Origin of the sequence: Saccharomonospora amisosensis (assembly GCF_011761185.1) — a bacterium.
Taxonomy (GTDB): Bacteria; Actinomycetota; Actinomycetes; order Mycobacteriales; family Pseudonocardiaceae; genus Saccharomonospora_A; species Saccharomonospora_A amisosensis.
In genome coordinates this window covers 85,705-112,690 of sequence record NZ_JAAOYM010000003.1, presented here as the reverse complement: position 1 = coordinate 112,690, position 26,986 = coordinate 85,705, and the positions used below count along the sequence as shown (strand labels likewise).

Sequence of the window (26,986 nt, the reverse complement as noted above, 5' to 3'; positions counted from 1 at the left end):
CCAGAGAGGTACATCGTGCGAATCGCGCTGCTTTCCTACCGGAGCAAACCGCACTGCGGCGGGCAGGGAGTCTACGTCCGGCAGCTCAGCAGGGGTCTTGCCGAGTTGGGACACGAGGTGGAGGTCCTCTCCGGCCAGCCCTATCCCGAGCTCGATTCAGCGGTGAAGCTCACCGAGGTGCCGAGCCTGGATCTCTATCGCGAAACCGATCCGTTCCGCACCCCACGCCCCAGCGAGTTTCGCGACTGGCTTGATGTGCTGGAGGTTGCCACTATGTGGACGGCGGGTTTTCCGGAGCCGCTGACCTTCAGCATTCGCGCGGCACGATTGCTCGGTAAGCGCGCGCGGGACTTCGACATCGTGCACGACAATCAGAGCCTTGGCTACGGGCTGCTCCGGTTGCGTGCGGCGGGCCTGCCGTTGGTGGCGACCGTGCACCACCCGATCACCAGGGACCGCGTCGCCGATCTCGCCGCGGCGAAGTGGTGGCGCAAGCTCGCTGTGCGGCGCTGGTACGGCTTCGTCCGGATGCAGGCGCGGGTCGCGCGAAGGATCCCCGAGTTGATCACCGTGTCCTCGGCGTCCAGTGCCGACATCAGCGAGGACTTTCGCGTGCCGCCCGAGCGGATTCGCACCATTCCGCTTGGCGTGGACACCGAACTGTTCAAACCCACCGTGTCCCCCAGGGTCGACGGCCGCATCGTGGCGGTGGCAAGCGCCGACGTGCCGTTGAAGGGCGTGCGGCACCTGCTGGAGGCCACCGCGAAGCTGCGCACCGAGCGCAAGGTCGAGCTGGTCCTCGTTACAAGGTTGACAGCTGGCGGGCCGACGGAACGGTTGATCGAGCAACTCGGTATCGGGGACATCGTGCGCACCGTCACCGGAATCGACGACGCCGAACTTGCCGCACTGCTGGCCTCCGCGCAGGCGGCCTGCGTCCCCTCGCTTTACGAGGGCTTCTCGCTGCCGACGGTGGAAGCGATGGCCTGCGCCACGCCGCTCGTGGTGAGCAGGGCAGGCGCGTTGCCCGAGGTGGTCGGGCAGGAAGGGCAGTGCGCCCACCTGGTGCCGCCAGGAGACGCTCAGGCGCTGGCGGAGCGACTCGCGGGGCTGCTCGACGACGCGGGGCAGCGCCGCAGGCTCGGCGAGGCGGGCCGGAGGCGAGCGGTCGAACGCTACAGTTGGAGATCGGTCGCCGAGTCTACTGTGGACTGTTATGCCGATTCGATCGAGCGGACGCGACGAGAGGGTGCGGTGAACTGAATGCTGACGATTGACTTCGACCGGATCGGGGTTGGGCCGGGCAGCAAGGTGATCGACGTGGGCTGCGGCGCGGGGCGGCACTCCTTCGAGGCCTACCGCCGTGGGGCTGACGTCGTCGCGTTCGACCAGGACGAGCCGGAACTGGCCAACGTGGCGAGCATGTTCGAGGCAATGGCGAGTGAGGGCCAGGCGCCCGATGGTGCCGCCGCGCGAACAGTGCCCGGCGACGCGCTGGAACTGCCGTTCGCCGACGAGTCGTTCGACTGCGTCATCGCCTCGGAGATCCTCGAGCACATCCCGGAGGACGACAAGGCGATCTGGCAGCTCGCCAGGGTGGTGCGGCCGGGAGGGACGGTCGCGGTCACGGTTCCGCGCTGGTTGCCAGAGCGGGTCTGCTGGCTGCTTTCCGACGCCTACCACGAGGTCGAGGGTGGGCATGTGCGGATCTACCGGGAACGTGAACTGCTCGGCAAGCTGGCGGCGGCGGGCCTGCGCCGGGTCGGCAGGGATCACGCGCACGCGCTGCACTCGCCCTACTGGTGGCTCAAGTGCGCCGTCGGGGTGGATCGAGAGGATCACCCGCTGCCGAAGGCGTATCACCGAATGCTGGTGTGGGACATGATGCGGGCGCCGCTGGTCACCCGCACCGCGGAACGGCTCCTCAACCCGTTGCTCGGCAAGAGCCTGGTGCTCTACCTGGTCAAGCAGGAGGCTACGGTTGTCGGCCGCTGAGCCTCCCGCCGTCGCGGGGGTGCTCTCCGCCGACGAGGTCGTCGCCACGGCACGGTCGATCGCTCGCGAGCAGGAGCCAACTGGGGCGATCCCGTGGTTCAGCGGCGGGCACGTCGATCCGTGGGATCACGTCGAGTCGGCGATGGCGCTGGCGAGTGCGGGCCTGCTCGCGGAGGCGGAGGCAGCGTACGAGTGGTCGCGACGGACCCAGCGGCAGGACGGTTCGTGGCCGGCGAAGATCGTGCGTGGTCGCGTGGTGGATGCCGCCGCCGAAACCAACTTCTGCGCCTACCTCGCCGTCGGTGTGTGGCACCACGTGCTGCTCACCGGGGACGAGTCGTTCGCGAGGCGGATGTGGCCGTCGGTGCGTGCCGGGATCGATTTCGTGCTGCGGTTCCAGGGCGAGACCGGGCAGATCGGTTGGCTCGGCGGTGAGCGGGAGGCGCTGCTCACCGGGTGTTCGAGCATTCACCACAGCATGCGCTGCGCGTTGGCGCTGGCCGCGTATGTCGGTGTGGAACAGCCGGAGTGGGAACTGGCGCTCGGCAGGCTCGGGCACGCGTTGCGCCGCCACCCCGAGGTGTTCCTCGACAAGGGTCGCTACTCGATGGACTGGTACTACCCGGTGCTCGGTGGTGCCGTGCGCGGCGAGCAGGCGCGTGGTCGGCTGCGCGAGCGGTGGGGTGACTTCGTCGTCGACGGTCTCGGTGCCCGCTGCGTCGACGACCGGCCGTGGGTCACCGGAGCCGAGACGTGCGAGCTGGTGCTGAGCCTTGACGCGATCGGTGAGACCGATCGTGCGCACGAGTTGTTCGCCGCGATGCAGCACCTGCGGGAGGAGGACGGCTCCTACTGGACCGGCCTGGTCTACACCGACGGCAAACGCTGGCCGGTGGAGCGAACCACCTGGACCGGAGCCGCCGTGATCCTGGCCGCCGACGCGCTCTCGGCCACGACACCCGCCTGCCGCATCTTCCGCGCGGACGACCTGCCGAAGGGCATGGCCGTCGACGCCGAGGGCTGCCGTTGCAGGGGCGAGGCCTACGCGACGGGTGTTCCCGGCTGACCGGCGGGGCTTGCTCGAAAAGGCAGCGGGTGTTTCCTTGAGTCGAACAGCTCCGGCCACTACGGGTGGCCGGAAGCCCGGACCGGGGCGCCGATCACCACGGCCATGGCTGGACTGCTCACACAGCCAACGGGACGCCCATGACCAGCATGACCACGAACCTCGATTGGGAAGCACTTGCCGCACGGCTCGCCAATGAGCTGGCCGCGGCGGGCAGCTCACCGACCCCCGTCTCGCCGAGGCGGTCCGGACTGTTCCTCGGCACGTGTTCGTCCCCAACTTTCACCAGCAGACCCCGGACGGCGGCTGGGTCGAACGCGCCTGCGCCGACGACCTTTCAGTGGTCTACACCAATGCCGCGCTGATCACCACTCTCGCTTCGACCGCGGAGGGTTCTACGGCGGTGCTGCCGTCGTCGATCCAGCCAGGGCTGACGCCCCGCATGATCGAAGCCCTGCAACCCGTCGACGGGGCGCGGGTGCTGGAGATCGACAGGTGCCGAAGGCGGACCACGGCGGCTCTGGCACCTGGTTGAACACGCGCATCGCACCTGGGCCGACCTCGGCCGACCCGGCTGGGAATCCTTCGGGCTCACCGTGACACCCGACGCGCACACCGTCTGGTTCGACCAGCCCGGCATCGACCACACCTGGCAGCTCGCCGCCCGCTGACTGCTTCGAACCCGCATCTGGGGCGAGGATTACGCCAGCGGTGTGCCCGGCTGACCGGCGACTCGGCGTAGCACGCGTAGCGAGCCGGTGGCCGACACCTCGGTGAACTGACCGCCTGCCAGCGCGCGGCGGTAGATGTTGTACGGCGGTCTTCCTCCGTCGCGTGGATCGGGGAACACGTCGTGGATCGCCAGCGCCCCGCCTTCGGTGACCCAGGGGGCCCAGCCGTCGAGGTCGGCGTCGGCCGCAGCTTGGCTGTGGCCGCCGTCGATGAACAGCATCGAAAGCGGGGTTCGCCAGAAGTCCGCGACGGCAGGTGAACTCCCGACGACGGCCACGACGTGGTCCTCCAACCCGGCGTCGGCGATCGTGCGCCGGAAGGCGCCGAGGGTGTCCAGGCGCCCGGTGTGCGGGTCTACCAGCGTGGGGTCGTGGTACTCCCAGCCCGGCTGGTGTTCCTCGGAGCCGCGATGGTGATCGACGGTGACGATCCGGCCACCGCACTCGCGTGCGGCCGCGCCGAGGAAGACAGTTGACTTGCCGCAGTAGCTCCCGATCTCGACGGCGACTCCGCCCGCGAGGTGCTCGACGGCCGCCTCGTACAGCGCCAGCCCTTCCTCGGTGGGCATGAAGCCAGCGGCGCGAACGGCGTGTGCCAGCAGTTCCTCGGGCATTCGAGCGGTCGGGGCGCTCATGAGCCGGACTTCTCGTGCTCGCCGACGCGCTTCTCCACCGTCATGTTGAACTTGGTGCCCAGCGGCCAGCCGACGTAGTGGGTGAGAAACAGCGCGGCTTCCTTCAGTTCCTCTCCGGTGAGTTCCTCGTTGCGCAGCGCGGCCTGGACCTGGATGTCGGCGACGTCGTCGAGGCCCTGCGCGGCGAGTGCTCCCAGTAGCAGCAGGCGGCGGTCGCGCAGGGAGAGGCCGGGCCGCGACCAGATGTCGGCGAAGAGGTGGTCGACGGTGGCCGCGAAGAAGTCACCGGGACCGTCCTTGAATTCCCAGCCGTAGACCTTGCGCATCATGTCCAGCCCACGGCTGCGCTTGTCGCTCATCGGGTGCCTTCCTCCGTCCGTTCGGCCACGCCGAGACCTTCCGCGAAGTGTTCCAGTGCGTACCCGGCGAGCGGAAGCTCGACGCCCAGCCGCGTTCCCAGGTCCAGCGCCAGCCGCAGGTCCTTCTCGCCGAGGTCGCGTACATGCGTCAGGATCGGGTACCAGTCGTCGTCGGGGGCCAGCGCAGCGGTGGAGGAGCGAAGCATGATGGCGCCGGGGCCCCCGGTCACCGAGTCGGAGTGCCGGACCACCTTGCCCAGGTCCACCAGATCGATCCCGGCCGCCTCAGCCAGCCGTTGCGCTTCGGCCGCGGCCGTGAACGCGACGAAGTGCAGCAGGTTGCGGGCGAGCTTGGCGCGGGTTCCCGATCCCGGCTCTCCGGTGTGGACGACCAGCTCGGCCCACCGGCGGAATGGTTCCTCGCAGCGCGCGAAGGCGGCTTCGGAGGCTCCGACCATCGTCGCGAGCCTGCCCTGTGCGGCCCCGCCCGCGCCTCCGCTGACCGGCGCGTCGACGATCTCCACTCCGGTGCCCTTGGCGGTCTCGGCAAGGCGCTGCGCGGTGGTGTCGCTGATCGTGGAGTGCACCGCGATCACGGTGCCAGGCGCCGCGGTATCCAGCAGCCCTCGCGGGCCCGCCACGAGCTGTTCTACCTGCTGATCGTCCAGCACCATGATCGAGATAACCTCGGCGGACCGCGCCACCTCCTCGGCGGTGCCCGCGGCCTTCGCGCCCTGTTCTGTGAACGGCAGCATCGCTTCCTGGCGGCTGTCGTGCACGACGAGGCCGCCAGGCCAGTCGAGCAGCGTGCGTGCCATCGGGGCGCCCATCTGACCCAGCCCGATAAAGCCGACGGGTTTCATTTGCTGGCTCCCTTCCTCGGTCAGGACCGCACGACCTGGCCGCCGTCGACGTTGAAGATCTGGCCGGTGATCCAGCTCGCCTCCTCGGACAGCAGGAACAGGCACATTCCCACCAGGTCGCCTGGCGTGCCCATGCGCTTCAACGCGAAGCCCTTCACCATGTCGGCGACAAGCTTGCTCGGCGTGACGGTCCTGGTCGCCTCGGTGTCGATGGGGCCTGGTGCGATGGCGTTGATCCGGATGTTCGAACCGCCGAGTTCGTGCGCGAGTTGCTGGGTCAGCCCGTTGATGCCGACCTTCGCGAGCCCGTAGAAGCCGGAGTAGACCCACGCTGCCGTGGACGACTGGTTCACGATCGCGCCGCCGCCGCGTGCGGTGAGGTGGGGTGCGACCGCCCGCGTGCAGGCGAGCGCGCCGTCGAGGTTCACGCTCATGAACTTCTTGTAGTAGTCCCAGTCCACGGTGAGCAGCAGGTCCAGCTTCATGTCGCCGTAGATGGCGGCGTTGTTCACCAGGTAGTCGATGCCGCCGAATCGCTCGACCGCGAAGGCGGCCATGGCCGCCGCCGACTCCGGCTGAGAAACGTCCACTTCGGTGCAGGCGGCGGTTCCGCCGTCCGCCACGATCTGCTTGGCGACTCGATTGCCTGCCTCGGTGTTGCGGTCGGCGACCACCACGCTCGCGCCTTCCCGCGCCAGCGCGCGGGCGTAGGCCTCGCCGATCCCCTGTGCGGCTCCGGTAACGATCGCGACCTTGCCTTCGAAGCGGCTCATCCCTGCTTTTCCTTTCCCGCGGGCTCGGCGACGAGCTTGGTCTCCAGGTATTCCTCGAACCCGGCCACGCCCATTTCCCTGCCGATTCCGGACTGCTTGTAACCGCCGAACGGCGCGTCGACCGAGTACCAGACACCGCCGTTGATGCTCAGCGTTCCGGTGCGGATACGCGTGCCGACCTCGCGCGCCCGGTCAAGGTCACCGCCGTAAACGGAACCGGACAGCCCGTAAGGCGAGTCGTTGGCGATGCGCACGGCGTCGTCGTCGCCGTCGTGCGGCAGGATCGTCAGCACCGGCCCGAAGATCTCCTCCCTCACAACCCTTGACGTGTTGGGCAGGCCCGCGATCAGCGTCGGCTCGACGTAGAAGCCGTTGTCGAGTCCGGAAGGTCGGTCGCCGCCGCAGACGATCTCGCCGCCCTCGGCGCGGGCGAGCCGCAGGTAGCCCTCCACCCGATCCCGTTGCTTCGCGGAGATGACAGGACCACAGATGGTGCCCGGGTCATCGGGAGGGCCGGGCTTGATGCCGTTCAACGCCGACGCCGTTGCCTCAAGCGCTTCGGCGTAGCGGGTCCTCGGCACGAGCAGCCGGGTGGTGATCGCGCACCCCTGCCCGGCGTGTGTCGCCACGGTGAACGCGGCCAACGCGCAGGCGGAGGCGATATCGGCGTCGTCGAGCACGACGAACGCGGACTTGCCGCCGAGTTCGAGGAAGACCTTCTTGATGGTCTGCGCCGCGGTTGTCATCACCGATCGACCGGTGGCGGTTGACCCGGTGAACGAGATGAGGTCCACCCTGGGGTCCTCGGCGAGTTGCGCGCCGAGCGCGTGGTCCCGCGAGGTGACGATGTTGACCACGCCGGGCGGGATGTCGGTGTGTTCGGCGATCAGCCCACCGACTGCGGCGGCACACCAAGGGGTGTCGGGAGCGGGCTTGAGCACCACGGTGTTGCCGGCGGCCAGTGCGGGCCCGAGCTTGGCGAAGTTGATCTGGTGCGGGAAGTTCCACGGCGTGATGGCGCCGACCACTCCGGTGGGTTCCCGCAGCATCCTTCGGTGGGTCGGGATGCCCATCGGTTCGGCTCTGCCGAGGTCGCTGACCCACTCGTAGGAGGTCGCCAAGTCGGCGAACCACGCCAGATCGGCCACCGGGATGTCCAACTGGGGTCCGTGGGTCAGCGCGACCGGCACGCCCGCTTCGGCGACCGTGATCTCGCGAAGCCGTTCGTTGTGCTCGGTGAGTACCCTGCTCAGTTGGCGCAGACAGTGCGCGCGAAACTCGGTGTCGCGCGCCCAGCCGGACTCGTCGAAGGCCCGCCGCGCCGCCGTGATCGCCCGGTCCAGGTCGGAACTGTCCGCGTTCGCCGCAGTGCCAAGAACCTCCTCGGTGGCAGGGTTGATCGTCTCGAACGATCCCGCGTTGCCGGGTTCCAGTGAGCCGTCGACGAGAAGTGGTGACGCGCTTGTGGGCCAGAGGCTCATGGCAGTCTCCTCATCGTGTTGGACATGTGTCCAGACTCTAGTCTGGCCATTCGCGCCCCGCAAGGGTCCTAGTCGGTAGAACGAGTTCTTCGAGGCTAGGGCATTGCGTCGCTTGTCACGCAAGATATTCTCGCCTGACGATGTGAAACCTGTTCTAGTTGATGGAGTGGTCGGGCAATGACGACACAGCAGGCTCTGCTGGCGGAGGAGATTCGGCGACTCATCGAGGTAGCTGTGTGCACCGGTGCCGACGAGCAGCAGCTGGCAGTGGCCACCGAGCGGATCAGGTCGGTGACGGCTTCCCTCAACGCGCAACGGACGAGTGGTCCTGGCTCGGACGTGCGGTCACTCACCTTTCACAATCCCGTCCAGGGGGCGGGTAACCCGCTCGCGCCGCCGCTGACGCCGTTCGGCGGCGGGGACGGTGTCGTGACCGCGCGGGTGCGGTTCGGCGTCGTTCACCAGGGCGCGCCCGGTCGGGTCCACGGCGGCTGGCTCGCCGCGGTGCTCGACCACGCCGTCGGCCATGCGGTCGCCAGTGCGGGCTGGCCTGCCATGACGGTTTCGCTTTCTGTCGAGTACCACCACGGAACCCCGTTCGACAAGGACCTTGACGTCGAGGCCGCCTTCGTGGGCAAGGACGGCAGGAAGGTCTACGCCACGGCGAAGCTGCGCGCCGAGGGCTCCGTCACTGTCACGGCTTCGGCGGTGATGGTGACCGTCGAGGGACTGCTGGACGGAGGCAATGGAGCAGCCGAGAACGCGGCTCAGGCGTAGCTGATCCGCACGACGTCCGTCACCGGGACCGCCTGGCAGGCGAGCATGTAGCCCTGTTCGAGATCGTCGGCCTCGAGCACCCGGTTGTCGACCATCCGCACCTCGCCTGCCACCACCCTGCACTCGCAGGCGGCGCAGACACCCTCGCCGCAGGACGACGGTGCGTTCAGGCCCGCGGCGCGCAACACGTCGAGCAGTCGAGCGCCCTGCGGCCAGCACAGCTCTCGCGTGCGGCCTTCCAGCTCAACCTCGACAAGCGCGGTGCGCGCCCGGTCTCCGTGCGGCAGGGTATCGCTGCCCGCGAAGGGATTGCCGGACAACGAGGTGAATCGTTCGAGGTGGATGCGGTCGCGGGCCAGACCGCGGTCGGCCATGGCCGTTCTCGCGGCCAGCATGAACGGCTCGGGTCCGCACGCGAAGCACTCGGTCGCGGGCGCGTGGTCGACCAACTCACGCAGGGCCGCCGCGTCGGGCAACCCTCGCTTCGATTCGAGCCAGTGCACGACGGACAGCCTGGGTGCGAACCGGGCACGCAACTCGTCGAGTTCGGCCGCGAAGATGACCGACTGCTCGTCGCGGTTGGCATAGCAGAGGGTGACGTTGCCCGAACCGGCGAACAGCACCGATTTCAGAATCGAAAGCAACGGAGTTATCCCACTGCCGCCAGCGAAGAGTACGAGATCCCCTTCGAGCCGCTCCGGGGTGAACCTGCCCGCCGGTGGCAACACCTCCAGCTCCATGCCCGCTCGGGCGTTGTCGCACAACCAGTTCGAGCCTGTGCCGCCGCTCACCCGCTTCACGGTCACCTTGGGGTCCGCATCGACGTGCGGTGAGCTCGGCCAGCGAGTAGCAGCGTGCTATCGAGCCGGTCTCGGCAGGTACGCACAAGGTGAGGAACTGGCCGGGGCGGTAGAAGAACCACTCCTTGTCTTCCTCCGTCAGGTCGAACACCAGCGAGCACGCGTCGGCGGTCTCGGTGATCACCCGCGCTACCCGCAGGCGGCGAACCGAATCAGTCATGGCGAGACACCTCCGGTTTCGCGGTTGTCCGCGCTTCGTCAGAGATCGAGAAATGAACTGAAACGTGTTACAGTTTTGCCGCGAAATGGTTCGGTGACGAAGGCGGCCAGGGGCTTTCGAAGACCCTGCTGGACTATAGACCAGACAGGTGTCCAGATCGCTGGCAAGGGCTCAGGCGACTGCCCTGTCGCCAGAAGCGGAGCGGTTCATGGTTGAGCAGTGGGATGCCGAGGCGGACATCGTGATCGTCGGTTTCGGCGGCGCGGGAGCCTGTGCGGCGATCGAAGCCACCGATCGTGGCGCGGAGGTGCTGGTCGTCGACCGGTTCCGAGGTGGAGGAGCCACCGAGATCAGCGGTGGCATCGTGTACGCGGGCGGCGGCACCGAGCACCAGGTGCGGGCCGGCTACTCCGACACCACGCAGGCCATGCTCGACTACCTGCGGCTGGAGGTCGAGGACGTGGTCTCGGAGGAGACACTCGCCCGCTTCTGCGAGCAGAGCGTGGAGAATCTGCGCTGGTTGGAGTCCAACGGGGTGCCGTTCGAGGGCAGCATGTCCCCGCGCAAAACCTCCTACCCGACCAACGACTACTACCTCTACTACTCGGGCAACGAACTCGCTCCGCCCTTCCGCGACAAGGCGACGCCCGCGCCGCGCGGTCACCGCACCAAGGGGCGGGGAACGTCGGGGAAGGTGCTGTTCAAGGCATTGCGCTCGGCTGTGGCCAAGCGGGATATCGCCGTGCGGTTCCAGACCAGGGTCACCGAGTTGGTGACCGACGAGTCCGGCCACGTCGTCGGCATCGAATGCCGGGAACTCGCCAACGGCCTGCCCAGGCTGTTTCACCGGCTGCTTTCGCAGTCGAACCGCAAGCTCAACATCTACTACCGTCCGCTCGGCAAACTGCTGGACAAGCCGATCAGGCGGATCGAGCGCAGGCACGGGAAGGTGCGACGGTTCCGCGCCCGCAGGGGCGTGGTGCTCGCCGCGGGCGGGTTCGTGTTCAACAGGAAACTGGTTTCCGAGCACGCACCCGCCTACCGAGGCGGATCGTCGCTGGGCACGATCGGTGACGACGGCAGTGGGATCGAACTGGGCCGTTCGGTCGGTGGCAGGACCGACTGCATGAACCGGGTTTCCGCGTGGCGCTTCTACAACCCGCCGTTGGCGCTGGTGGAGGGCGTGCTGGTCAACACGGCCGGTGAGCGCATCTGCAACGAGCTGTACTACGGCGCCAGAATCGGCGACCACATCGCGCGGCAGGAGGGGGCGAAGGCTTACCTGGTCGTCGACAGCCGGGTGCTGGAGGAGGCGAAGCGCCAACTGCCGAGCCAGACGCTGTGGTTCCAGCGGTTACAGGCGACCTACCTGTTCACCATCGGACACCACAAGGGTGGCCAACTCGAGGAGGCCGCGCGGCGTGCCGGGATCGACCCCGAGGGACTGCGGCGCACGATCGAGGACTACAACGCCGACGCGTGCGCGGGGGCGCCAGACCGGATGGGGAAGGACGGCGACCACGTGCGTCCGCTGGAGCGCGGGCCGTACTACGTGTTCGACTGTTCGCTTCGCGCTCAGCGGGGCTACCCCTGCCCGATGATCACTCTGGGCGGGCTGGCCGTTGACGAGCGCACCGGCGCCGTGCTCGCCACCGATGGTTCGACGGTGCCGGGGTTGTACGCCGCGGGGCGTAATGCCGTGGGTGTGTGCTCACACTCCTACGTCAGCGGGCTCTCCATCGCCGACTGCGTGTTCTCCGGTCGCCGGGTGGGTGCCGCGCTCGCCGGGGCCGACTGACCGTACTCCTCGCTGGACTTTCATCTGGACAGTTGTCCAGCAACGCGAGAACGTGTTACATTTTTCGCGTCGAGGACGACAACTGATGGGATTTCAGTGATGAGTGTTCCCTCGGTTCGGCTCTATGATCCGGACGTCTATCAGCAATCCGTTCCGCACGAATTCTTCTCCGAACTGCGCCGCTGCTCGCCCGTGTACTGGCAGGAGGAGGAGCCGCCGAGCAAGGGCTTCTGGGCGGTAACCCGGCACGCGGATGTCGTAGCGGTGTCCAGGGACGCGCAGACCTTCTCCTCGTACGTGGGAACCACGTCGTTGACGGACTTCTTCGACGAGGAAGTCCTTGCCAAGCAGCAGGCCATGATGGTCAATATGGACGCGCCGGAGCACACCAGGCAGCGAAACCTGGTGAACCGGGGGTTCACACCGCGCATGGTGGACAAGCTGGAGCCACGCATCAGGTCGGTGTGCTCGTCCATGATGGACAGTCTTGAGAGCCGAACCGAGGTGGATTTCGTCCACGACATCGCGGCCCAGTTGCCGCTCGCTGTGATCGCGGAACTGATGGGCGCTCCGCAGCAGGACCGGGAGAAGCTGTACGACTGGTCCAACCGCATGATCGGCTTCGACGACCCCGAGTTCCAGACCACCGAGGCCGACGGCGAGCAGGCCGCCTTCGAGATCTTCGCCTATGCCAACGAGTTGGCCGAACAGCGGCGGTCCTGCCCCCGCGACGACATCGTGACGAAGTTGCTGCAACCCGACTCCGAAGGCGACGTGCTCTCGGAGATGGAGTTCAACATGTTCTTCGTCCTGCTCGTGGTTGCGGGAAACGAGACCACTCGAAACGCCGCGACCGGCGGGATGCACGCGTTACTGGAGAACCCCGATCAGTACCGCAAACTGGTCGCCGACCCCGGCCTCGCGCCGAGCGCGGTGGAGGAGATGCTGCGCTGGGTCAGTCCCGTCATGGACTTTCGCCGCACCGCGACGAGGGACACCGAGATCGGCGGTCAGCCGATCAAGAAGGGCGACAAGGTCGTCATCTTCTATCCCTCGGCGAACCGGGACGAGACCGTCTTCGACGATCCGCACACCTTCGACCTCGAGCGTGACCCCAATCCCCACATCGCCTTCGGTGGTGGCGGGCCGCACTACTGCCTCGGCTCGCACCTGGCCAGGCTGGAGCTTCGCGTGCTGTTCGAGACCATCGCGCAGCGGCTGCCCTACATCGAACTCCTCGCACCGCCGCGCAGGCTGCGTTCCAACTTCATCAACGGGATCAAGGAAATGCGGGTGAAGCTGCGGTGAGCACGACGGGACTCCCAGAGATCGTCGTCGACTACGACATGTGCGAAGCCAACGGTGTGTGCGAGGCGATCGCACCGGAGGTGTTCGAACTGGACGACGACGAGCAGTTGCACATCAGGGCGAGGCCGGACCGGGACAACGAGCACCGGGTGCGGCAGGCGGTCGCCTCGTGTCCAAAGGTCGCGCTGTCGCTGCGTGAGTAGCCACTCGCGACAGTCCAGCGAGCCGACCTTCGAACAGGTGGAGTCATGTCGCGTGCGAATGTCAGTGGAGGCCGGGGAGCCGACGCGGACGAGGTGGAAGGCGACCTTGTCGGCGAGGCCACCCGGCGGCGGCTGAGCAAACGCCAGGCCGACATGGTGCGGCGACTGACCACTGCCGCGCTCGAGGAACTGCGGGAGACCGGGTACTCGAACCTGACCGTACGAGGGGTCGCCGCGCGGGCCGAGGTCGCGCCCGCCACCGCGTACACCTACTTCGCCTCGAAGAACCATCTGATCACCGAGTTGCTGTGGCGGCGGTTGCGGTCGTCGCCACCGGCCGCCGAGGCGGGTCAGAGCACGAGCGAGCGGGTGGTGGGGGTGTTGCGTGAGCTCGCGCTGCTCATGGTGGACGAGCCGGAACTCGCCGCCGCCTGCACCAGCGCCATGCTCGGCGACGACTCCGACGTGGCGCACCTGCGGCTGCGGATCGGGATGGAGATAAGGCAGCGGCTGGAGGCCGCACTCGGGCCGGGGTACGACCCGGCGGTGCTGCTGGCACTGGAGTTCGCCTACGCGGGCGCACTCGTGCACGCGGGCATGGGAGCCGCTTCCTACGAGGCGATCGCCGACGGGCTGGCGGCTACCGCGGAACTGATAACGGAGGGCAGGTCATGAGCAATGTGGCGCGGGCAGAGGCGGTGTCCAACCGGGAGTCGAACCGGGTGTTCAACCCCTACGACTACGCCTTCCACGAGGACCCGTACCCGACCTACCGGTGGCTGCGGGACGAGGCGCCGCTGTACCACAACAGCGAGGTCGGCTTCTACGCCCTGGCCCGCTACGACGACGTCGTCGCGGGATTCCGGGACAACCGGGGGCTCTCGAGCGCCAACGGTGTGTCGCTCGACCCGGCCGCCTACGGTCCGCACGCGTCGAAGACCATGTCGTTTCTGGCCATGGACGACCCGAGGCACCAGCGGATGCGCTCGCTCGTCTCGCGAGGGTTCACCCCGCGCCGGGTGCGCGAGCTGGAACAGCGCATCGTCGAACTCACCAGGCAGCACCTCGACTCCGCGCTGGAGACCGAGGAGTTCGACTTCATCGCCGAGTTCGCGGGCAAGTTGCCGATGGACGTCGTCTCCGAACTGGTCGGTGTCCCGGAGGCCGACCGAGCGCAGACCCGCCGCCTCGCCGACGCCGTGATGCATCGCGAGGAGGGTGTGCAGGACGTGCCGCACTCGGCGATGGACGCGGCGCTGCGGTTGGTGCAGTACTACTCCGACATGGTGGCCGCCCGACGCGCGGAGCGCACCGAGGACCTGACCTCGGCACTGCTGGAAGCCGAGATCGACGGGGACCGGCTGGCCGACGACGAGATCATCGGTTTCCTGTTCCTGATGGTGGTGGCGGGCAACGAGACCACGACGAAACTGCTCGGCAACGCCCTGTACTGGGGCTGGCGAAACCCCGGGGAACTGGCCAAACCGATGGCCGACCCGGGACGGATCGAAGACTGGGTCGAGGAGACGCTGCGCTACGACACTTCCAGCCAGATCATCGCAAGGACCACGACGCGGGAGCTGCGCTACCACGGCGAGGACGTGCCGGAGGGGTCGTTGCTGTTGCTGCTGCCCGGTTCGGCAAACCGCGACGAGCGGGCATTCGACCGGGCCGACGCCTTCGACCTGGACCGCGACAGGTCCAAGCAGCTCACCAGCTTCGGCGGTGGCAGCCACTTCTGTCTCGGCGCGCACCTCGCGCGGCTGGAGGCGCGGATCGCGCTGAGCGAGTTCACCAGGCGGGTGCGCGCCTACGACATCGACGAGCGGAACGCGCAGCGAGTGCACTCCACCAACGTGCGGGGGTTCGCGACGCTGCCGGTGCGGGTGGAGGTGCGCTGACATGCCAAGGTTCGAGCCACATCCGGAGCGCAGGCCCGCCATCGTGAGCGGCGCGTCCTCCGGGATCGGTGCCGCGACGGCAAGGGTGCTTGCCGAGGCGGGCTTCCCGGTGGCGCTCGGGGCGCGCAGGGTGAACGTGTGCGAGAAGCTCGCGGCCGAGATCGTGGAACAGGGCGGCGAGGCGATCGCGCTGCCGCTGGACGTCGGCGACGCTGACTCGGTCAACGAGTTCGTCGCGGGCGCCACGCGCGAACTCGGGGACATCGAAGTCGTCGTGTCGGGGGCGGGCGATCTCGACGCGGCGCTGATCCACGAACTCGACTCCGACACCTTCGCTCACCAGTTGCAGGTGCACCTCGTCGGCGCGCACCGGCTCGTCTCGGCCGTCGTGCCGGGAATGGTGCGCCGCCGCAGGGGCGACGTCGTGTTCATCGGGTCCGATGTGGTCCGTTCGCCCCGGCCGAGGGTCGGCGCGTACGTGCCCGCCAAGTCCGGGGTGGAAGCCATGGCGAGGACCATGCAGATGGAACTGGAGGGCACCGGCGTCCGGGCCTCCGTGGTGCGGCCGGGCCCGACGCAGACCGCGATGGGCATGGACTTCGACGAGTCGAAGGTGGGTCCGCTGCTTGAGGACTGGGTGAAGTGGGGATTCGCCCGCCACCCCTACTTCCTGCGTGCCAGCGACATCGCGAACACGGTGTCGACGATCGTGACGGCGCCTCGCGGCGTGAACATCGCGCTTGTTGAGGTTCAGCCGGAGGCACCCCTTGGGGAGGAGAAATGAACCTTCGTGAACCCGTCGAGGTATCCGGTTCGTCCGGCGAGCACGGCCACCTGGAGGAACTGCGCAACGACCCGATCGGGCTGATGAATCGGGTTCGCTCGGAATGCGGCGACGTTGGCCGCTTCCGCCTCGCCGACAAGGACGTGGTCCTACTGTCCGGTGCGAGCGCCAACGAGTTCTTCTTCCGCTCGCCGGACGAGGAACTGGACCAGGCCGAGGCCTACCCCTTCATGAAGCCGATCTTCGGCGAGGGCGTGGTGTTCGACGCCAGCCCGGAGCGGCGCAAGGAGATGCTGCACAACCAGGCCCTGCGGGGTGAGCACATGAAGGGCCACGCCGCGACGATCGCCGAGGAAGTCGAGCGGATGGTGGCGTTGTGGGGAGATGAGGGACAGATCGACCTGCTCGACACCTTCGCCGAGCTCACCATCTACACGTCCTCGGCGTGCCTTGTCGGCAAGAAGTTCCGTGAGGAACTGGACGAGCGGTTCGCGAACCTCTACCACGATCTGGAGCGTGGCACGGACGCGCTGGCCTACGTTGACCCGTACGCGCCGATCGAGAGCTTCCGCAAGCGCGACGAGGCGCGCAAGGGCCTGGTCGCGCTCGTCAGCGAGATCATGACCAAGCGGGCGGCCGGACCGGCGCCCACCAAGCAAGACCGCGACATGCTCGACGTCCTGATGTCGGTGAAGGACGAGGACGGCAACCTCCGGTTCGACGCCAGCGAGATCACCGGGATCTTCATCTCGATGATGTTCGCCGGTCACCACACCAGTTCCGGCACGGCGGCGTGGACGCTGATCGAGTTGCTGCGCCACCCCGACATCCTCGCCGAGGTGGTGGCCGAACTCGACGAACTCTACGCCGACGGCTCGCAGGTGAGCTTCCGCGCGTTGCGCCAGATACCGCGGTTGGAGTCGGTGATCAAGGAGGCGCTGCGGCTGCACCCGCCGCTGATCCTGCTGCTGCGGATGGCCAAGGACGACCTGGAGGTCAACGGGTACCGGATCCCGAAGGGTTCGCTGGTCGGCGCGACGCCCGCCGTGTCCAACCGGATTCCCGAGGACTTCCCCAATCCGGATGCCTTCGACCCGGACCGCTACGTCGAGCCCCGCCAGGAGGACATCGTCAACCGGTGGACCTGGATCCCGTTCGGTGCCGGGCGGCACCGCTGTGTTGGCGCGATGTTCGCGACCATCCAGCTCAAGGCGATCTTCTCGGTGTTGTTGCGCCAGTTCGAGTTCTCCTTCGCGCAGCCGCGGGAGACCTACCGCAACGACCACAGCAAGATGGTCGTGCAGCTCGCCCAGCCGTGCCTTGTCTCCTACCGGCGCAGGAGCCGCCGATGAGGATCAGCGCGGAGTTGGACCTGTGCCAGGGGCACGCGATGTGCGAGCTGGAGGCACCGGAGGTGTTCACGGTGCCGAAGAAGGGAAAGGTCGAGGTTCTCGACCACGAACCACCCGAGGAACTGCACGCGGACGTGCGCCGAGCCGTGCGGTACTGCCCCACCCAGGCGTTGCGGATCGACTCGTGACCGAGCACCCCGCCCCACCACACCCAGGAGGATGCGATGCCCGCGTTTCCCCGTGCTGAACTCGACGAGATGGTCAGCCGCTGGCTGGCGGAGAACGAACGCTGCGAACAGGCGGGTGACTGGCGCCCGCTGGCGCTGATGTACACGGAGGACGCCACCTACGGCTGGAACGTCGGGCCGGAGCAGGACTTCATGGCTGTCGGTCGGGACGAGATCCGCGACATCGCGCTGGGTCAGGAAATGGAGGGCCTGCAAGGGTGGCGCTACCCGTACCAGAAGATCATCGTCGATGACCGGCAGGGCGAGGTCATCGGCCTGTGGAAGCAGATCGCCGAGGCCACGAGACCGGACGGCACCGCCTACGAGGTGCCCGGCATCGGGGGAAGCTGGTTTCGCTACGGCGGCGACGGGATGTGGTCCTGGCAGCGCGACTTCTTCGACTTCGGCAACGTGTCGGCGATCTACCTGGAAATGATGAAGAACGACGCGCTTTCGGACGGCATGAAGAAGCGCATCGAACGAGCGACGTCCGGCCAGCGTATCCCCGGCTACTTCCGCAGGGGACAGGCGCCGGTCGCGATCTGGTGAGGGCCGATGAGCTTCAACATCGCCGACCTGTTCGAGCACGCCGTTGATCTGATGCCCGACCGGCTCGCCGTGATCGACGGCGAGCGCAGGTTCACCTTCGCCGAACTGGATCGGCGGGCGAACCGGCTTGCCCACCATTTCGCCGCGCAGGGTCTCGGCTGTGGTTCACATATCGGCTTTCAGCTGCGAAACTCGGCCGAGGCGATGGAGACCATGCTGGCCGCCTACAAGCTGCGAGCGGTCGCCATCAACGTCAACTACCGCTACGTCAGCGACGAGTTGCGCTACCTGTTCGACAACGCCGACCTGTCGGCACTCGTGCACGAGCGCCGGTTCAGCGATGCGGTAGCCCCGGTGCTGCAGGATGTGCCAGGGCTGCGTCACGTCGTGGTGGTGGACGACGAGTCCGGCCACGACTACGAGCCCTACGGCGGCGTGGAGTACGAATCCGCGCTCGCGGGCGCGAGTGCCGAGCGCGATTTCGAGGAACGCAGCAGCGGCGATCGCTACATCCTCTACACCGGTGGCACCACGGGTGCTCCCAAGGGGGTGCTGTGGCGGCACGAGGACATCTGGCGGGTGCTCGGCGGCGGGTTCGACTTCCACACCGGCGCGGCGATCGAGGACGAGTGGGAACAGGCCCGCAACGGGGCGGCAGGCGATGGCGCCACCTGGCTGCCGATGCCACCGCTGATCCACGCCGCCGCGCAGTGGCCGTCGCTTTCGGCGCTGTTCACCGGCGGCACGCTGGTGTTCACACCACGGTTCGACCCGGACGAGGTGTGGCGGCTGGTGCAGCGGCAGCGGGTGAACATCGTGGTGATCACGGGTGACGCGATGGCTCGGCCGCTGGCGGATGCGTTGGCCAACGGCGGCTACGACACCTCGTCGCTGGTGGCGATCGGCAGCGGGGCGGCGCTGTTCTCGCCGAGCGTCAAGCGGCAACTGCTCGACGCGCTGCCGAACGTGATGATCAGCGACTCGATCGGCGCGTCGGAGACCGGCTTCGGCGGCATTTCCGTCGCGACCCGGGACGATCTCGACGACGGCGGGCCCAAGGTGCGGCCAGGCAGGGAGACGGTCGTGCTGGACGACGAGGACCGGCCGATCGCGCCCGGCTCGGGGATCGTTGGCAGGCTCGCCCGAGGGGGCCACCTGCCGATCGGGTACTACAAGGACCCGGAGAAGACGAAGTCGATGTTCGTCGAGGTCGACGGCAAGCGGTATGTGACGCCGGGCGACTACGCCACGGTGGAGGCCGACGGCGCGATCCGGTTACTCGGGCGCGGGAACATGTGCGTCAACACCGGCGGGGAGAAGGTCTTTCCCGAAGAGGTGGAGGCCGTGCTCAAATCCCATGCCGATGTCTTCGACGCCGTGGTCATCGGCGTTGCCGACGAACGCTTCGGGCAGCGGGTCGCGGCGGTGATCCAGCCAAGAGACGGCAGGCAGCCCGAATTCGCCTCGCTGGCCGATCACGTGCGGGAGCGGCTCTCGGGCTACAAGGTGCCGCGCACGGTGTGGTTCACCGAGTGCGTCGTTCGCTCCCCGACGGGCAAACCCGACTACCGCTGGGCGCACGGGTACGCCGACAACCACCCCCCGGCACACCGGGAATGACCGCTACTCGCGGACCCGCAACTGGGCGCGGCCGTCCGGCAGCGGCTCTGTGGTCCAGCCCGCCGGTAACTGCACGTCCCGCTCGGGGTTGACAAGCGTGTTGAACAGCGAGACCCCCGCAGGCGCGGTGCGCCAGCGAAGGTCGACGAAGCTGTCGAAGGTGGCCCGCCGAAGATCCAGCCCCGCGGCGAAGGAGGTGTCACGCAGTACGGCGTCACCGAGGAACGTGGCATCGGCGAACCCGGTCTCGCCTTCGAAGCTCGTGCCCGTGAAGTCGGCGAGCGAGTTGAACGTGGTCTTGCTGAACCACGCCCGTTCACGGAAAACGGTGTCGCGGCAGCGGAACCGGCCGGACAGCCTGCCGTCGCCGGTGGTCGTCGAGGTGAACCAGGCGGGTCCGGTGAACTCGCACTCGCTGAGATTGGTGCTGCTGTGCAGGTAGGCGTAGCGCAGCACCACGGTGCCGAGCCTGCGACGGGAAAGGTCGAGGTATTCCAGGGCGGCGCCGGTCAGGTCAAGGTCGTAGGCAGGTGCGTCATCCGATCCCGCCGCCGGCAGCAGGTCGTAGATGAGCCGCTGTGCGGTCAGCCGCACCTGCAACTCGCGTTCGGCTTCGGCATCAGGTGGAGCCTGCGAACCGGTGAAGCGGGGGTGGGAGTAGGGCCTTCGTAGGTAGGAACACAGCACGTCGAGCACGGTCTGGGTGTAGTCCGGTCTGCCGCGAGCGAGGCCGGCGAGCGCGTGCAGCGCGCCGACGCGTACCTGATCGGTCTCGTGGCCGAGCAGTTCGATGGCGCGGGCGAACCGTTCGTCGGCGACCCGGTGACTCTCCAACTCGTGCCTGCTGCGCTCGACTTCCTGGCGTGCCTCCTCGACGCGGCGGCGCCGGTCGTTCAGCCACAACGCGTACAGCGCGACCACGGCCCCACCGGCGAGGCCACCCGTGCGCAGCGCCTCGCTGCGGCTGGTGCCGCTGTCGGTCAGCAGCCATCCGCTGATGGCGACGAGCAGCAGGATCGAGGACAGCACCGTGGCGTACAGCGGGGAGAACCAGCGCCGGGCCAGCCTGCGGAACACCCTCACGCCTGCCCAGTGAGTGTTCGCTGTAGCAGCACGGTGTCCAGCCACCGGCCGTGTTTGAACCCCACCTCGCGCAGCCGTCCCACCTCCGCGAAGCCGCGGCCGGTGTGCAGCGCGGGCGAAGCCGGGTCGCCGGAGTCGGCGATCACCGCCAGCACCTGCCTGACGCCCGCCTCCACGCAACCGGCCAGCAACCGGTCCAGCAGCGCGCCACCTATGCCTCGCCCTCGCGCGTGCGGGTCGAGGTAGACGGAGTCCTCCGCGGTGTGGCGGTAGGCGGGCCTCGCCTTCCACGGTGAGCAATAGGCATAGCCCGCCGGCCCGGGAGGTAGGTCGGGGTGTTCGGCCACGAGGAACGGCAGACCGGCGGTGGTCACGGCGCGGTAGCGACGCAGCCAATCGGCGTGGTCCGGGGGTTCGAGTTCGAACGTGGCGACGCTGTTGGTGACGTAGTACGCGTAGATGTCGGCGATCGTCGGTATATCGTCGCCCGTGGCGGCACGCACGGTGGGACCGGACACCGTTTCCTCTATAGGGGAAGGAATCACTATCATAGTGTAGATGGATCTGGCTGCTCTTGGTCAACGCATTCAGCGCCTGCGGTTGGAGCGCGCTCTGACGCTGCAACGGCTCGCCGAACTGTCGTCGGTGAGTGTCAGCATGCTGTCGGCGGTGGAGCGCGGCGACAAGGCCGCGACGGTGGTGGTGCTCGATCGCATCGCTGCGGGCCTCGATGTCCGGTTGACGGAACTGCTCACTGAGCCGGAGGCCGAGCGGATCATCGTTCGCCGCGCCGCGGAGCAGGACACCGTCGCCGAGCCGGGCGGATGGCACCGCACGATCCTTACGCCCGTGGTGCCGGGCGTGAACTTCGAGTGGGTCCGCTCCACGCTTCCGCCGGGTTGCGTTCCCGCCGACTACCCGCCCTACGCACCCGGGTCACACGAGTTCATCTTCGTGGAGAGCGGGACCGTGACGTTGACCATCGACGGCGACCGCACGGTGGAACTGACCCGCGGCGACTCGGTCTACCTCGCCGCGGACGTCACCCTGCGCTACGCCAACCACACGGCTGAACCGTGCACCTACTACGTTGCCGCGCTCGTGATGCGACCGAGGCGCGCCCGGCAGGCCGCGAGGAGGCCACCTGCTCCGGTGGCCTCCTCGCGAAAGGCGGCTGGAGAAGGTCAGGAGACGTAGAGCGCCGCCACACACAACTCGCCGCTGATCTCGACCACGGCAACCGCGCCGTATGCCTGCTGTCCGTCCACAGTGCCCTCGATGGTCGAGGTGTAGGTGGAGCCTGAAGCGCTCCCCTCCTCGTTCACGGGGTCCGCGCTCAGCTGGGCGGAACCGGTGAAGACCTTGTCCAGCGAGCTCTTGCTCATCTCTCCCGCACCCGAGCACAGCATGCCGGTCGCGGTCGCCTCGTCGCCGTTGTTGATGGCGTCGATGAACTCCTGGATCAGTGTTTCGGCGTCGGCTGCACCCCCGCTACCACCTGAGGTGTCGTCGCCGGTTCCGGCTGGCTCACTCGGATTCGTGGTGGGTCCTGCGGCCGTGCCACCCATGCTCAGGTTCTGCCAGCACCAGTTGCCGCCGTTCTTGGCCAGTTCGCTGACCACGTCGTACTCGTCGCCGGATACAACGACTTTGGCCTTCGCGGTCGCGGTGTTCCCCGACTCCTTGACCTCTCCCAGGGTCGCCTTCTCGATGTCGTTGACCGAACCGATGGCTTCCGAGACGTCCTCGTCGGCGCCGGAACAGGTCAGCTGGTTGAGCGAGGCGGTGTCCTTGTTGTTGAGACCGTCGATGATCTGTTGCGCGACCGCGGCCGCGCCGCTACCGCCCGCGCCCCCACCATCCTCCTTGTCGGACAGCAGGAAGCCGGGCGCCACGAACGCGGTGATCACGAACGCGATGACCACAACAGCACCCGCCGAAAGCCCGACCCACAGGCCCGTCTTCTTCTTCTTCGGTGGTGGCGGGCCGAACCCGCCACCCTGCGGGTAGCCGAACTGCCCGCCCTGCTGGTAGTAACCTTGCTGGTACTGGCCCTGCTGTGGGTAGCCCGCCGTCGGGGGGTACTGGGCACCTTGCTGGGGGAACCCTCCGGATTGGGGATAGCCACCCTGGCCGTAGGGGCCCGGCTGTTGCCCGTAGGGCGGCTGGCCGGGTTGCGGTGGATACGTCATGGTTATGCCTTCCGTGGATCGCGGCGCCCCCAGAGGTGCGCTCTCCCGCCAGTTCCGACGCGCGCACTACGGGTGCTGGTTCCCCAGACGCGATGTCGACCTGGAATTCTGCCTCGCGATCAACACGGCACGGCGATGGGCTCCCACCCGGCCACCACCTGAACGGCCGGGTGAGAGCCCGCATACGCTCAGCTCAGCCTGCGGCGAGGACCCGCAGCCGGTCGTAGCTTCCGTTGAAGGAGTTCTGGTCGATCGGACTGGAGGTGTACTGCCAGAAGGTGTGGTAGTTCCAGCCGTTCGGCAGCGTGCCCACCGATGACGCGTATCGAGCCACCCAAAGCGGGACCGTGCTGCCGAAGCTCTGCGCCGTGCCGACGCACTGGTTCCACCAGCTCGTGGAGGTGTAGATCACCGGCCAACGGCCGGTCCTGGCTTGGTAGGTGTCGTGGAAGTCCCTGATCCAGGCGGCCATGGCGGATTGGCTCTTGCCGTAGCAGGTGTCGCCGTAGGGGTTGTACTCCATGTCGAGCGCACCGGGCAGCGTCTTGCCGTCCGGCGACCAGCCACCACCGTTGTCGACGAAGAAGTTGGCCTGCGCGGCACCGGAGGAGCGGTCGGGTAGTGCGAAATGGTAGGCGCCACGAATCATTCCGACGTCGTACGAGCCGTTGTACTGCTGGGCGAAATACGGGTTCTCGTATCCGGTGCCCTCCGTCGCCTTGACGTAGGCGAACCGCTTACCCTGGTTCCACCAGTCGGTCCAGTCGACATTTCCCTGCCACCCACTGACGTCGATACCGGGTACCGTGGCCATCGCCCGCATCCCATCCGAATCGCGCCCCTGCGGTAGCAGCGCCATCCGCTTGCTCTCGTCGGTGGAGTGGTCACCTTCCACTCTGGCAATCTGTGACCCCATGGGGTGATCGTTTGTTCTGATGTACTCGTGCAGCCGGTCGTCGCCCTCGGCTGCCGCGGTCACCGGGGACAGCGCGCCGAGCAGGAGCGCGCTGGCCGAGCCGAGCGCCGCGGCGGCGATCAGCCGTTTCCACATTCTTCGTCCGGTGGACATTTGCAGTTATCCCTTCACGATCAACAATGTGCCCTCGCTGTGAACGGCTTCATGGGGAAGCCATTCGGGCGCGTTTTCTATCGCAGGACGGCGGAGTTTGTCACTACTTGTCGTGAAATAACTGATATGAGTGGGTGATTCACGACCGAAACCATTCGCTGGATGTGGCCCGAATGGCGCATCCGACATCAGCCGGTTGCCAACGTGGCCAGTTGCTCGACCGCACCGTTGAAATAGTTCTGATCACCAGGAAGGCGCCCGGAGTCGGAGAACTGCCAGATGGTGTGAGTGCCCCAGCCGGGCGGCAGTGGACCGATCTCAGGGGCGTAGCGTGCGAGCCACAGCGGATTGGTGTCCCCGAAAGCGGCGCTGCCCCCGGTGCAGCGTTGCCACCAACTCGTGCTGGTGTAGATCACCGGAGCCGTTCCGGTGCTGCGCGTGTAGGTGTCGGAAAAGGCCTTGATCCAGGCGACGAGTTGGGCAGGCGACTTGCCGTAGCAGGCGTCGCCGTGGGGGTTGTACTCCATGTCGAGCGCACCGGGAAGGGTCCTGCCGTCCGGGCTCCAACCGCCACCGCCTGCGACGAAGTACTCGGCCTGTTCGCCTCCACCGGAGACATCGGGGCGCGCGAAGTGGTACGCACCGCGCAGCATGCCGACCTCGTAGGAGCCGTTGTACTGCTGAGTGAAGTGTTCGTTGCGGTAGCCGGTACCTTCGGTGGCCTTGACGTAGACGAACCGCGCGCCACCTTCGCGTGCCGAAGGCCAGTCCACATCGCCCTGCCAGCCGCTGACGTCGTGACCGAGTACCTGTTCGCCCGCCATCCTCGCGGCGGGCCGGGGTTGTCCGTGGACCCCCTCGTGCAGGGCGATCTGGGATCCAGCATGTCTGTCTGCCGCGCCCGCGTACTCGTCGGCCGCCGATGCCTGCGCGCCCGTGGCGACGAGACTCGCCGAGGCGAGCACCGTGCAGGCGAGCCAGGCGAAAGGTCTGCGAACTGTCACGTTGACTCCCGCTTCGTTGGCGTCCCCACAGGCACCATGCCTGTGGGGGCTACCGCCCGCGAACCGGGTGTCACACGGCAGAGTCGGAAATGGTGCGCGGTCAGCCTCGCCCGCGCAGCGCCTCCTCCAGGTCCTGCGCAGGCACGACGGCCGAGACGAGGTCGTGAGGGTTCAGCACGACCGGGTGACCGCCGAGCAGCTCGACGAGCTCGCGGCCCAACACCGCTCGCGCATGCGGCCAGTCGGCCGGGACCAGAGATTTGGTCGTGTACGCGGGCACCGCCACATCGCCATCGGCGCCGTGGAAACCGACCACCGTCCGCTGCGCGGGTGACCACGCGTAGACGAACAGCGTCGAGTCGAGCACGGCGCGCGGCAGGTCCTCGGCGGGGCGGTGCCGGGCATACACGAGTTGCAGCAGCCGCTCCAGGTCGTTGCGCGGCTCTGGCAGGCCGAGCGCCTTCGGGGAGGGGCGGTAACGGTCGTTGGGATGAAAGTCCTCGATGATCTCACCGTCGGAGTTGACCGGGTATGCGCCGACGACCGCCCAGGAAGGGACACGCCCACTGGGATCGAAAGCCTCGTCGATGACGTAGAGCCAACTACCGGGGTTCGCCCTCGCGTTGGCCCGCATCTCAGGCGTGATCTCCGGCGTCCTGATGACCGCGGTCCCGTCGGGCACCAGGCGGTCTGCGTCATCCCGCTGCGCCATGTGCTTCCCCACGTCGTGCCGTGTGTTCGTACCTAGGTGGCCACTCTACTGTTGAGGCATGCCCACTTCGCGCCAGGTGGACCCCGGCGAGTTGAGAGCCGCGGTGGCGGCTGTTTCGTCCTGGCTGGACGGTGCGGACCCGGCTCCCTCGCGTGCCGAGCTGGCCTCGGCCGTACGGCTGAGTCTGCGCACGCTAGCCATGATTGCCCCCGGACGAAGCGTCGAGGTAAGGGTTCCGCCGTTCGCCGCCGTCCAATGTGTAGCCGGTCCTCGCCACACCAGGGGCACACCCGGCAACGTGGTCGAGACCGACGCCCGCACGTGGCTCGAACTCGCCACCGGCCGTCTGGAGTGGACCGAAGCTGAGCGGCAAGGACGGGTCAGCGCCTCCGGTACCCGCGCCGACCTGTCCCGCTGGCTTCCCATCGTGCGGGTGTAGCAGTCCGAGGCCCGCGTGCGGTCAGGGCTTGCGGCCGACCGCTCCGACGATGCAGTGCCCGGCGGCGGGAAGCGGCTTGATCCTCGGTCCGTCCGGCCACCAGTCGTCGTTGACGACAAGGCCCGGTTCGACCAGTTCCAGCCCCTCCAGCATCTTCATGATCTCGCCTCGGGTTCGGAAGAAGCCCTTGTTGATGCTGGAGTTGAGGATGCTCTGCACCCGGTGGGCCACCTCGCTGTGCTCGTCCTCCGGGTCGAAGAAGTGAGTGAAGGCGACGTAGGAGCCGGAAGGCAGCGCGTCGATGTAGTACCGCATCACTTCGGCGGGCGCGAGGCCGAAGTCGGCGCTGTGGTGGTGCAGGGTCGCGACCTGGAGCAGGCCGAGCGGTCGGGTTAGGTCCAGCAGGCGCCGCACGGGTTCGGCCTCGAGCACTTCCTGCGGGTTGAAGATGTTCGCGCCGAGGAAGGCGGTGTTCTCGTTCTCCTCGAGCAGCGCGCGGCCGTGGGCGAGGACGACGGGGTCGTTGTCCACGTACACCACACGCGCCTCCGGATTGAGACGCTGTGCGACTTGGTGGGTGTTCTCGGCAGTGGGCAGGCCAGAGCCACAGTCGAGGAACTGGTCGATGCCCGCCTGCATCGAGAGGAACCGGACGGCTCTGATCAAAAACGATCGGTTGGTGATCGCGATGCTGGCTACCTCGGGCACCGCGGCGTTCAGTTGCCTGAGCAGCTCGCGGTCGACCTCGTAGTTGTCCTTCCCTCCGAGGGCGTAGTCGTAGGCTCGTGCGATGCTCGGCATCGTGGTGTCGATCGCCGTCGAAGGGGGACGCTCGGATTCCGGAATCGTGGCGGGCATCGGTGGGGTACCTCGCAAGGCGTCGGATGATCGTTGTCGCCGGACACACGTAGCGTATGCGTTCGGTTCGCTCGGGTAAACGGCGGTATCTCCTTGACTGCTCGCGGCCTCGGTGTACTTTCGGTGATCGGGCGGTTTTGCTCCGGTACGATGTCCCGCCACGTGTCTTAGCTGGTAGTGCGTTACT

Annotated in this window: 30 protein-coding genes; 17 read left to right on the top strand and 13 right to left on the bottom strand. The window is 67.5% G+C overall.

From position 1 onward, the window contains the following. Positions 1–15 precede the first annotated feature (15 nt). The 4 genes from FHU38_RS26035 (at position 16) to FHU38_RS27605 (ending at position 3,596) form a co-directional block, all read left to right on the top strand. Positions 16–1,263, top strand: coding sequence for a glycosyltransferase family 4 protein (locus FHU38_RS26035; protein ID WP_167177419.1), 1,248 nt, complete (start codon positions 16–18; stop codon positions 1,261–1,263). Beyond that, on the top strand, positions 1,264–1,995 hold the full coding sequence (locus FHU38_RS26030) for a class I SAM-dependent methyltransferase (RefSeq protein WP_167177417.1): 732 nt from the start codon (positions 1,264–1,266) through the stop codon (positions 1,993–1,995). Continuing rightward, complete coding sequence (locus FHU38_RS26025; RefSeq protein WP_167177415.1) at positions 1,982–3,061, top strand: prenyltransferase; 1,080 nt, start codon at positions 1,982–1,984, stop codon at positions 3,059–3,061. Before FHU38_RS26030 ends, FHU38_RS26025 begins: the two co-directional genes overlap by 14 nt. A 265-nt stretch (positions 3,062–3,326) precedes the next feature. After that, positions 3,327–3,596 carry a hypothetical protein gene (locus FHU38_RS27605; RefSeq protein WP_243852810.1) on the top strand — a complete coding sequence of 90 codons (270 nt, stop codon included), beginning with the start codon at positions 3,327–3,329 and terminating at the stop codon, positions 3,594–3,596. Positions 3,597–3,761: 165 nt separating this feature from the next. Here FHU38_RS27605 and FHU38_RS26015 read toward each other — a convergent pair whose 3' ends face one another. The 5 genes from FHU38_RS26015 to FHU38_RS25995 are packed head-to-tail and all read right to left on the bottom strand — an operon-like array spanning position 3,762 to position 7,903. Continuing rightward, positions 3,762–4,427 (bottom strand): class I SAM-dependent methyltransferase, encoded by a 666-nt coding sequence (locus FHU38_RS26015; protein WP_167177413.1) that lies wholly within the window; start codon positions 4,425–4,427, stop codon positions 3,762–3,764. Further along, entirely contained in the window at positions 4,424–4,786 is a 363-nt protein-coding gene (locus tag FHU38_RS26010; protein ID WP_167177411.1) for a carboxymuconolactone decarboxylase family protein, read from the bottom strand. Before FHU38_RS26010 ends, FHU38_RS26015 begins: the two co-directional genes overlap by 4 nt. Then, on the bottom strand, positions 4,783–5,649 hold the full coding sequence (locus FHU38_RS26005) for an NAD(P)-dependent oxidoreductase (RefSeq protein WP_167177409.1): 867 nt from the start codon (positions 5,647–5,649) through the stop codon (positions 4,783–4,785). Before FHU38_RS26005 ends, FHU38_RS26010 begins: the two co-directional genes overlap by 4 nt. A gap of 20 nt (positions 5,650–5,669) precedes the next feature. Then, positions 5,670–6,422, bottom strand: coding sequence for an SDR family oxidoreductase (locus tag FHU38_RS26000; protein WP_167177407.1), 753 nt, complete (start codon positions 6,420–6,422; stop codon positions 5,670–5,672). Continuing rightward, a complete protein-coding gene (locus FHU38_RS25995) occupies positions 6,419–7,903 on the bottom strand; it encodes an aldehyde dehydrogenase (protein ID WP_167177405.1) in 1,485 nt (494 codons plus the stop codon). The genes FHU38_RS26000 and FHU38_RS25995 overlap by 4 nt, the downstream gene beginning before the upstream one ends. A gap of 177 nt (positions 7,904–8,080) precedes the next feature. Between FHU38_RS25995 and FHU38_RS25990 the strand changes: the two genes are divergently transcribed. Next, positions 8,081–8,680: a PaaI family thioesterase gene (locus tag FHU38_RS25990; protein WP_167177403.1), complete on the top strand. Its 600-nt coding sequence runs from the start codon at positions 8,081–8,083 to the stop codon at positions 8,678–8,680. Here FHU38_RS25990 and FHU38_RS25985 read toward each other — a convergent pair. Continuing rightward, complete coding sequence (locus FHU38_RS25985; RefSeq protein WP_449314283.1) at positions 8,671–9,471, bottom strand: 2Fe-2S iron-sulfur cluster-binding protein; 801 nt, start codon at positions 9,469–9,471, stop codon at positions 8,671–8,673. The genes FHU38_RS25990 and FHU38_RS25985 overlap by 10 nt on opposite strands. Positions 9,472–9,908: 437 nt before the next feature. Here FHU38_RS25985 and FHU38_RS25980 point away from each other — a divergent pair, with 437 nt between their 5' ends. The 10 genes from FHU38_RS25980 to FHU38_RS25935 all read left to right on the top strand — a co-directional run bounded on the left by FHU38_RS25980 (position 9,909) and on the right by FHU38_RS25935 (position 19,442). Next, the gene (locus FHU38_RS25980; protein ID WP_167177401.1) at positions 9,909–11,498 is read left to right on the top strand and encodes an FAD-binding protein; all 1,590 of its coding nucleotides are present in this window, start codon (positions 9,909–9,911) and stop codon (positions 11,496–11,498) included. Between the two features lie 99 nt (positions 11,499–11,597). Beyond that, on the top strand, positions 11,598–12,806 hold the full coding sequence (locus tag FHU38_RS25975; protein ID WP_167177399.1) for a cytochrome P450: 1,209 nt from the start codon (positions 11,598–11,600) through the stop codon (positions 12,804–12,806). Further along, positions 12,803–13,009 carry a ferredoxin gene (locus FHU38_RS25970; protein WP_167177396.1) on the top strand — a complete coding sequence of 69 codons (207 nt, stop codon included), beginning with the start codon at positions 12,803–12,805 and terminating at the stop codon, positions 13,007–13,009. The genes FHU38_RS25975 and FHU38_RS25970 overlap by 4 nt, the downstream gene beginning before the upstream one ends. 45 nt (positions 13,010–13,054) lie before the next feature. Then, complete coding sequence (locus FHU38_RS25965; RefSeq protein ID WP_167177394.1) at positions 13,055–13,684, top strand: TetR/AcrR family transcriptional regulator; 630 nt, start codon at positions 13,055–13,057, stop codon at positions 13,682–13,684. Further along, positions 13,681–14,910: a cytochrome P450 gene (locus tag FHU38_RS25960; protein ID WP_167177392.1), complete on the top strand. Its 1,230-nt coding sequence runs from the start codon at positions 13,681–13,683 to the stop codon at positions 14,908–14,910. Before FHU38_RS25965 ends, FHU38_RS25960 begins: the two co-directional genes overlap by 4 nt. 1 nt (position 14,911) lies before the next feature. Beyond that, positions 14,912–15,694 (top strand): SDR family oxidoreductase, encoded by a 783-nt coding sequence (locus FHU38_RS25955; RefSeq protein WP_167177390.1) that lies wholly within the window; start codon positions 14,912–14,914, stop codon positions 15,692–15,694. Next, a complete protein-coding gene (locus tag FHU38_RS25950; protein ID WP_167177388.1) occupies positions 15,691–17,046 on the top strand; it encodes a cytochrome P450 in 1,356 nt (451 codons plus the stop codon). Before FHU38_RS25955 ends, FHU38_RS25950 begins: the two co-directional genes overlap by 4 nt. Beyond that, positions 17,043–17,234 (top strand): ferredoxin, encoded by a 192-nt coding sequence (locus FHU38_RS25945; protein ID WP_167177386.1) that lies wholly within the window; start codon positions 17,043–17,045, stop codon positions 17,232–17,234. The genes FHU38_RS25950 and FHU38_RS25945 overlap by 4 nt, the downstream gene beginning before the upstream one ends. Before the next feature lie 36 nt (positions 17,235–17,270). After that, complete coding sequence (locus FHU38_RS25940; protein ID WP_167177383.1) at positions 17,271–17,822, top strand: nuclear transport factor 2 family protein; 552 nt, start codon at positions 17,271–17,273, stop codon at positions 17,820–17,822. A 6-nt stretch (positions 17,823–17,828) separates the two neighbouring features. Beyond that, the gene (locus FHU38_RS25935) at positions 17,829–19,442 is read left to right on the top strand and encodes an acyl-CoA synthetase (RefSeq protein WP_167177381.1); all 1,614 of its coding nucleotides are present in this window, start codon (positions 17,829–17,831) and stop codon (positions 19,440–19,442) included. Between the two features lie 3 nt (positions 19,443–19,445). On the opposite strand, the gene FHU38_RS25930 is transcribed toward FHU38_RS25935, so the two are convergent. Continuing rightward, positions 19,446–20,519, bottom strand: coding sequence for a pentapeptide repeat-containing protein (locus FHU38_RS25930; RefSeq protein ID WP_313886922.1), 1,074 nt, complete (start codon positions 20,517–20,519; stop codon positions 19,446–19,448). Positions 20,520–20,521: 2 nt separating this feature from the next. Then, complete coding sequence (locus FHU38_RS25925; protein ID WP_167177379.1) at positions 20,522–21,076, bottom strand: GNAT family N-acetyltransferase; 555 nt, start codon at positions 21,074–21,076, stop codon at positions 20,522–20,524. A 7-nt stretch (positions 21,077–21,083) separates the two neighbouring features. On the opposite strand from FHU38_RS25925, the gene FHU38_RS25920 reads away from it, so the two are divergent. Then, complete coding sequence (locus FHU38_RS25920; RefSeq protein ID WP_167177377.1) at positions 21,084–21,722, top strand: helix-turn-helix domain-containing protein; 639 nt, start codon at positions 21,084–21,086, stop codon at positions 21,720–21,722. Here FHU38_RS25920 and FHU38_RS25915 read toward each other — a convergent pair. From FHU38_RS25915 to FHU38_RS25900, 4 genes are all read right to left on the bottom strand, one after another. Next, entirely contained in the window at positions 21,710–22,717 is a 1,008-nt protein-coding gene (locus FHU38_RS25915) for a hypothetical protein (RefSeq protein ID WP_167177375.1), read from the bottom strand. The two genes, FHU38_RS25920 and FHU38_RS25915, sit on opposite strands and share 13 nt — an antisense overlap. Before the next feature lie 193 nt (positions 22,718–22,910). Next, complete coding sequence (locus FHU38_RS25910; RefSeq protein WP_167177373.1) at positions 22,911–23,786, bottom strand: lysozyme; 876 nt, start codon at positions 23,784–23,786, stop codon at positions 22,911–22,913. Positions 23,787–23,974: 188 nt separating this feature from the next. Next, positions 23,975–24,790: a lysozyme gene (locus tag FHU38_RS25905; protein WP_167177371.1), complete on the bottom strand. Its 816-nt coding sequence runs from the start codon at positions 24,788–24,790 to the stop codon at positions 23,975–23,977. A 100-nt stretch (positions 24,791–24,890) separates the two neighbouring features. Further along, the gene (locus FHU38_RS25900; protein ID WP_167177369.1) at positions 24,891–25,502 is read right to left on the bottom strand and encodes a type VII secretion system-associated protein; all 612 of its coding nucleotides are present in this window, start codon (positions 25,500–25,502) and stop codon (positions 24,891–24,893) included. A gap of 58 nt (positions 25,503–25,560) precedes the next feature. Between FHU38_RS25900 and FHU38_RS25895 the strand changes: the two genes are divergently transcribed. Next, positions 25,561–25,941: a sterol carrier family protein gene (locus FHU38_RS25895; RefSeq protein ID WP_167177366.1), complete on the top strand. Its 381-nt coding sequence runs from the start codon at positions 25,561–25,563 to the stop codon at positions 25,939–25,941. Positions 25,942–25,962: 21 nt separating this feature from the next. On the opposite strand, the gene FHU38_RS25890 is transcribed toward FHU38_RS25895, so the two are convergent. Then, positions 25,963–26,799, bottom strand: coding sequence for an SAM-dependent methyltransferase (locus FHU38_RS25890; protein ID WP_167177364.1), 837 nt, complete (start codon positions 26,797–26,799; stop codon positions 25,963–25,965). Between the last annotated feature and the right edge of the window lie 187 nt (positions 26,800–26,986).

Bases quoted from the DNA above. Each gene is read 5' to 3' on its own strand.
- FHU38_RS26030 (WP_167177417.1), top strand. From the start codon at position 1,264: ATGCTGACGATTGACTTCGACCGGATCGGGGTTGGGCCGGGCAGCAAG.
- FHU38_RS26015 (WP_167177413.1), bottom strand. From the start codon at position 4,427: ATGAGCGCCCCGACCGCTCGAATGCCCGAGGAACTGCTGGCACACGCC.
- FHU38_RS26010 (WP_167177411.1), bottom strand. From the start codon at position 4,786: ATGAGCGACAAGCGCAGCCGTGGGCTGGACATGATGCGCAAGGTCTAC.
- FHU38_RS26005 (WP_167177409.1), bottom strand. From the start codon at position 5,649: ATGAAACCCGTCGGCTTTATCGGGCTGGGTCAGATGGGCGCCCCGATG.
- FHU38_RS26000 (WP_167177407.1), bottom strand. From the start codon at position 6,422: ATGAGCCGCTTCGAAGGCAAGGTCGCGATCGTTACCGGAGCCGCACAG.
- FHU38_RS25995 (WP_167177405.1), bottom strand. From the start codon at position 7,903: ATGAGCCTCTGGCCCACAAGCGCGTCACCACTTCTCGTCGACGGCTCA.
- FHU38_RS25990 (WP_167177403.1), top strand. From the start codon at position 8,081: ATGACGACACAGCAGGCTCTGCTGGCGGAGGAGATTCGGCGACTCATC.
- FHU38_RS25980 (WP_167177401.1), top strand. From the start codon at position 9,909: ATGGTTGAGCAGTGGGATGCCGAGGCGGACATCGTGATCGTCGGTTTC.
- FHU38_RS25975 (WP_167177399.1), top strand. From the start codon at position 11,598: ATGAGTGTTCCCTCGGTTCGGCTCTATGATCCGGACGTCTATCAGCAA.
- FHU38_RS25965 (WP_167177394.1), top strand. From the start codon at position 13,055: ATGTCGCGTGCGAATGTCAGTGGAGGCCGGGGAGCCGACGCGGACGAG.
- FHU38_RS25960 (WP_167177392.1), top strand. From the start codon at position 13,681: ATGAGCAATGTGGCGCGGGCAGAGGCGGTGTCCAACCGGGAGTCGAAC.
- FHU38_RS25955 (WP_167177390.1), top strand. From the start codon at position 14,912: ATGCCAAGGTTCGAGCCACATCCGGAGCGCAGGCCCGCCATCGTGAGC.
- FHU38_RS25950 (WP_167177388.1), top strand. From the start codon at position 15,691: ATGAACCTTCGTGAACCCGTCGAGGTATCCGGTTCGTCCGGCGAGCAC.
- FHU38_RS25945 (WP_167177386.1), top strand. From the start codon at position 17,043: ATGAGGATCAGCGCGGAGTTGGACCTGTGCCAGGGGCACGCGATGTGC.
- FHU38_RS25940 (WP_167177383.1), top strand. From the start codon at position 17,271: ATGCCCGCGTTTCCCCGTGCTGAACTCGACGAGATGGTCAGCCGCTGG.
- FHU38_RS25935 (WP_167177381.1), top strand. From the start codon at position 17,829: ATGAGCTTCAACATCGCCGACCTGTTCGAGCACGCCGTTGATCTGATG.
- FHU38_RS25925 (WP_167177379.1), bottom strand. From the start codon at position 21,076: ATGATAGTGATTCCTTCCCCTATAGAGGAAACGGTGTCCGGTCCCACC.
- FHU38_RS25920 (WP_167177377.1), top strand. From the start codon at position 21,084: ATGGATCTGGCTGCTCTTGGTCAACGCATTCAGCGCCTGCGGTTGGAG.
- FHU38_RS25915 (WP_167177375.1), bottom strand. From the start codon at position 22,717: ATGACGTATCCACCGCAACCCGGCCAGCCGCCCTACGGGCAACAGCCG.
- FHU38_RS25910 (WP_167177373.1), bottom strand. From the start codon at position 23,786: ATGTCCACCGGACGAAGAATGTGGAAACGGCTGATCGCCGCCGCGGCG.
- FHU38_RS25900 (WP_167177369.1), bottom strand. From the start codon at position 25,502: ATGGCGCAGCGGGATGACGCAGACCGCCTGGTGCCCGACGGGACCGCG.
- FHU38_RS25895 (WP_167177366.1), top strand. From the start codon at position 25,561: ATGCCCACTTCGCGCCAGGTGGACCCCGGCGAGTTGAGAGCCGCGGTG.
- FHU38_RS25890 (WP_167177364.1), bottom strand. From the start codon at position 26,799: ATGCCCGCCACGATTCCGGAATCCGAGCGTCCCCCTTCGACGGCGATC.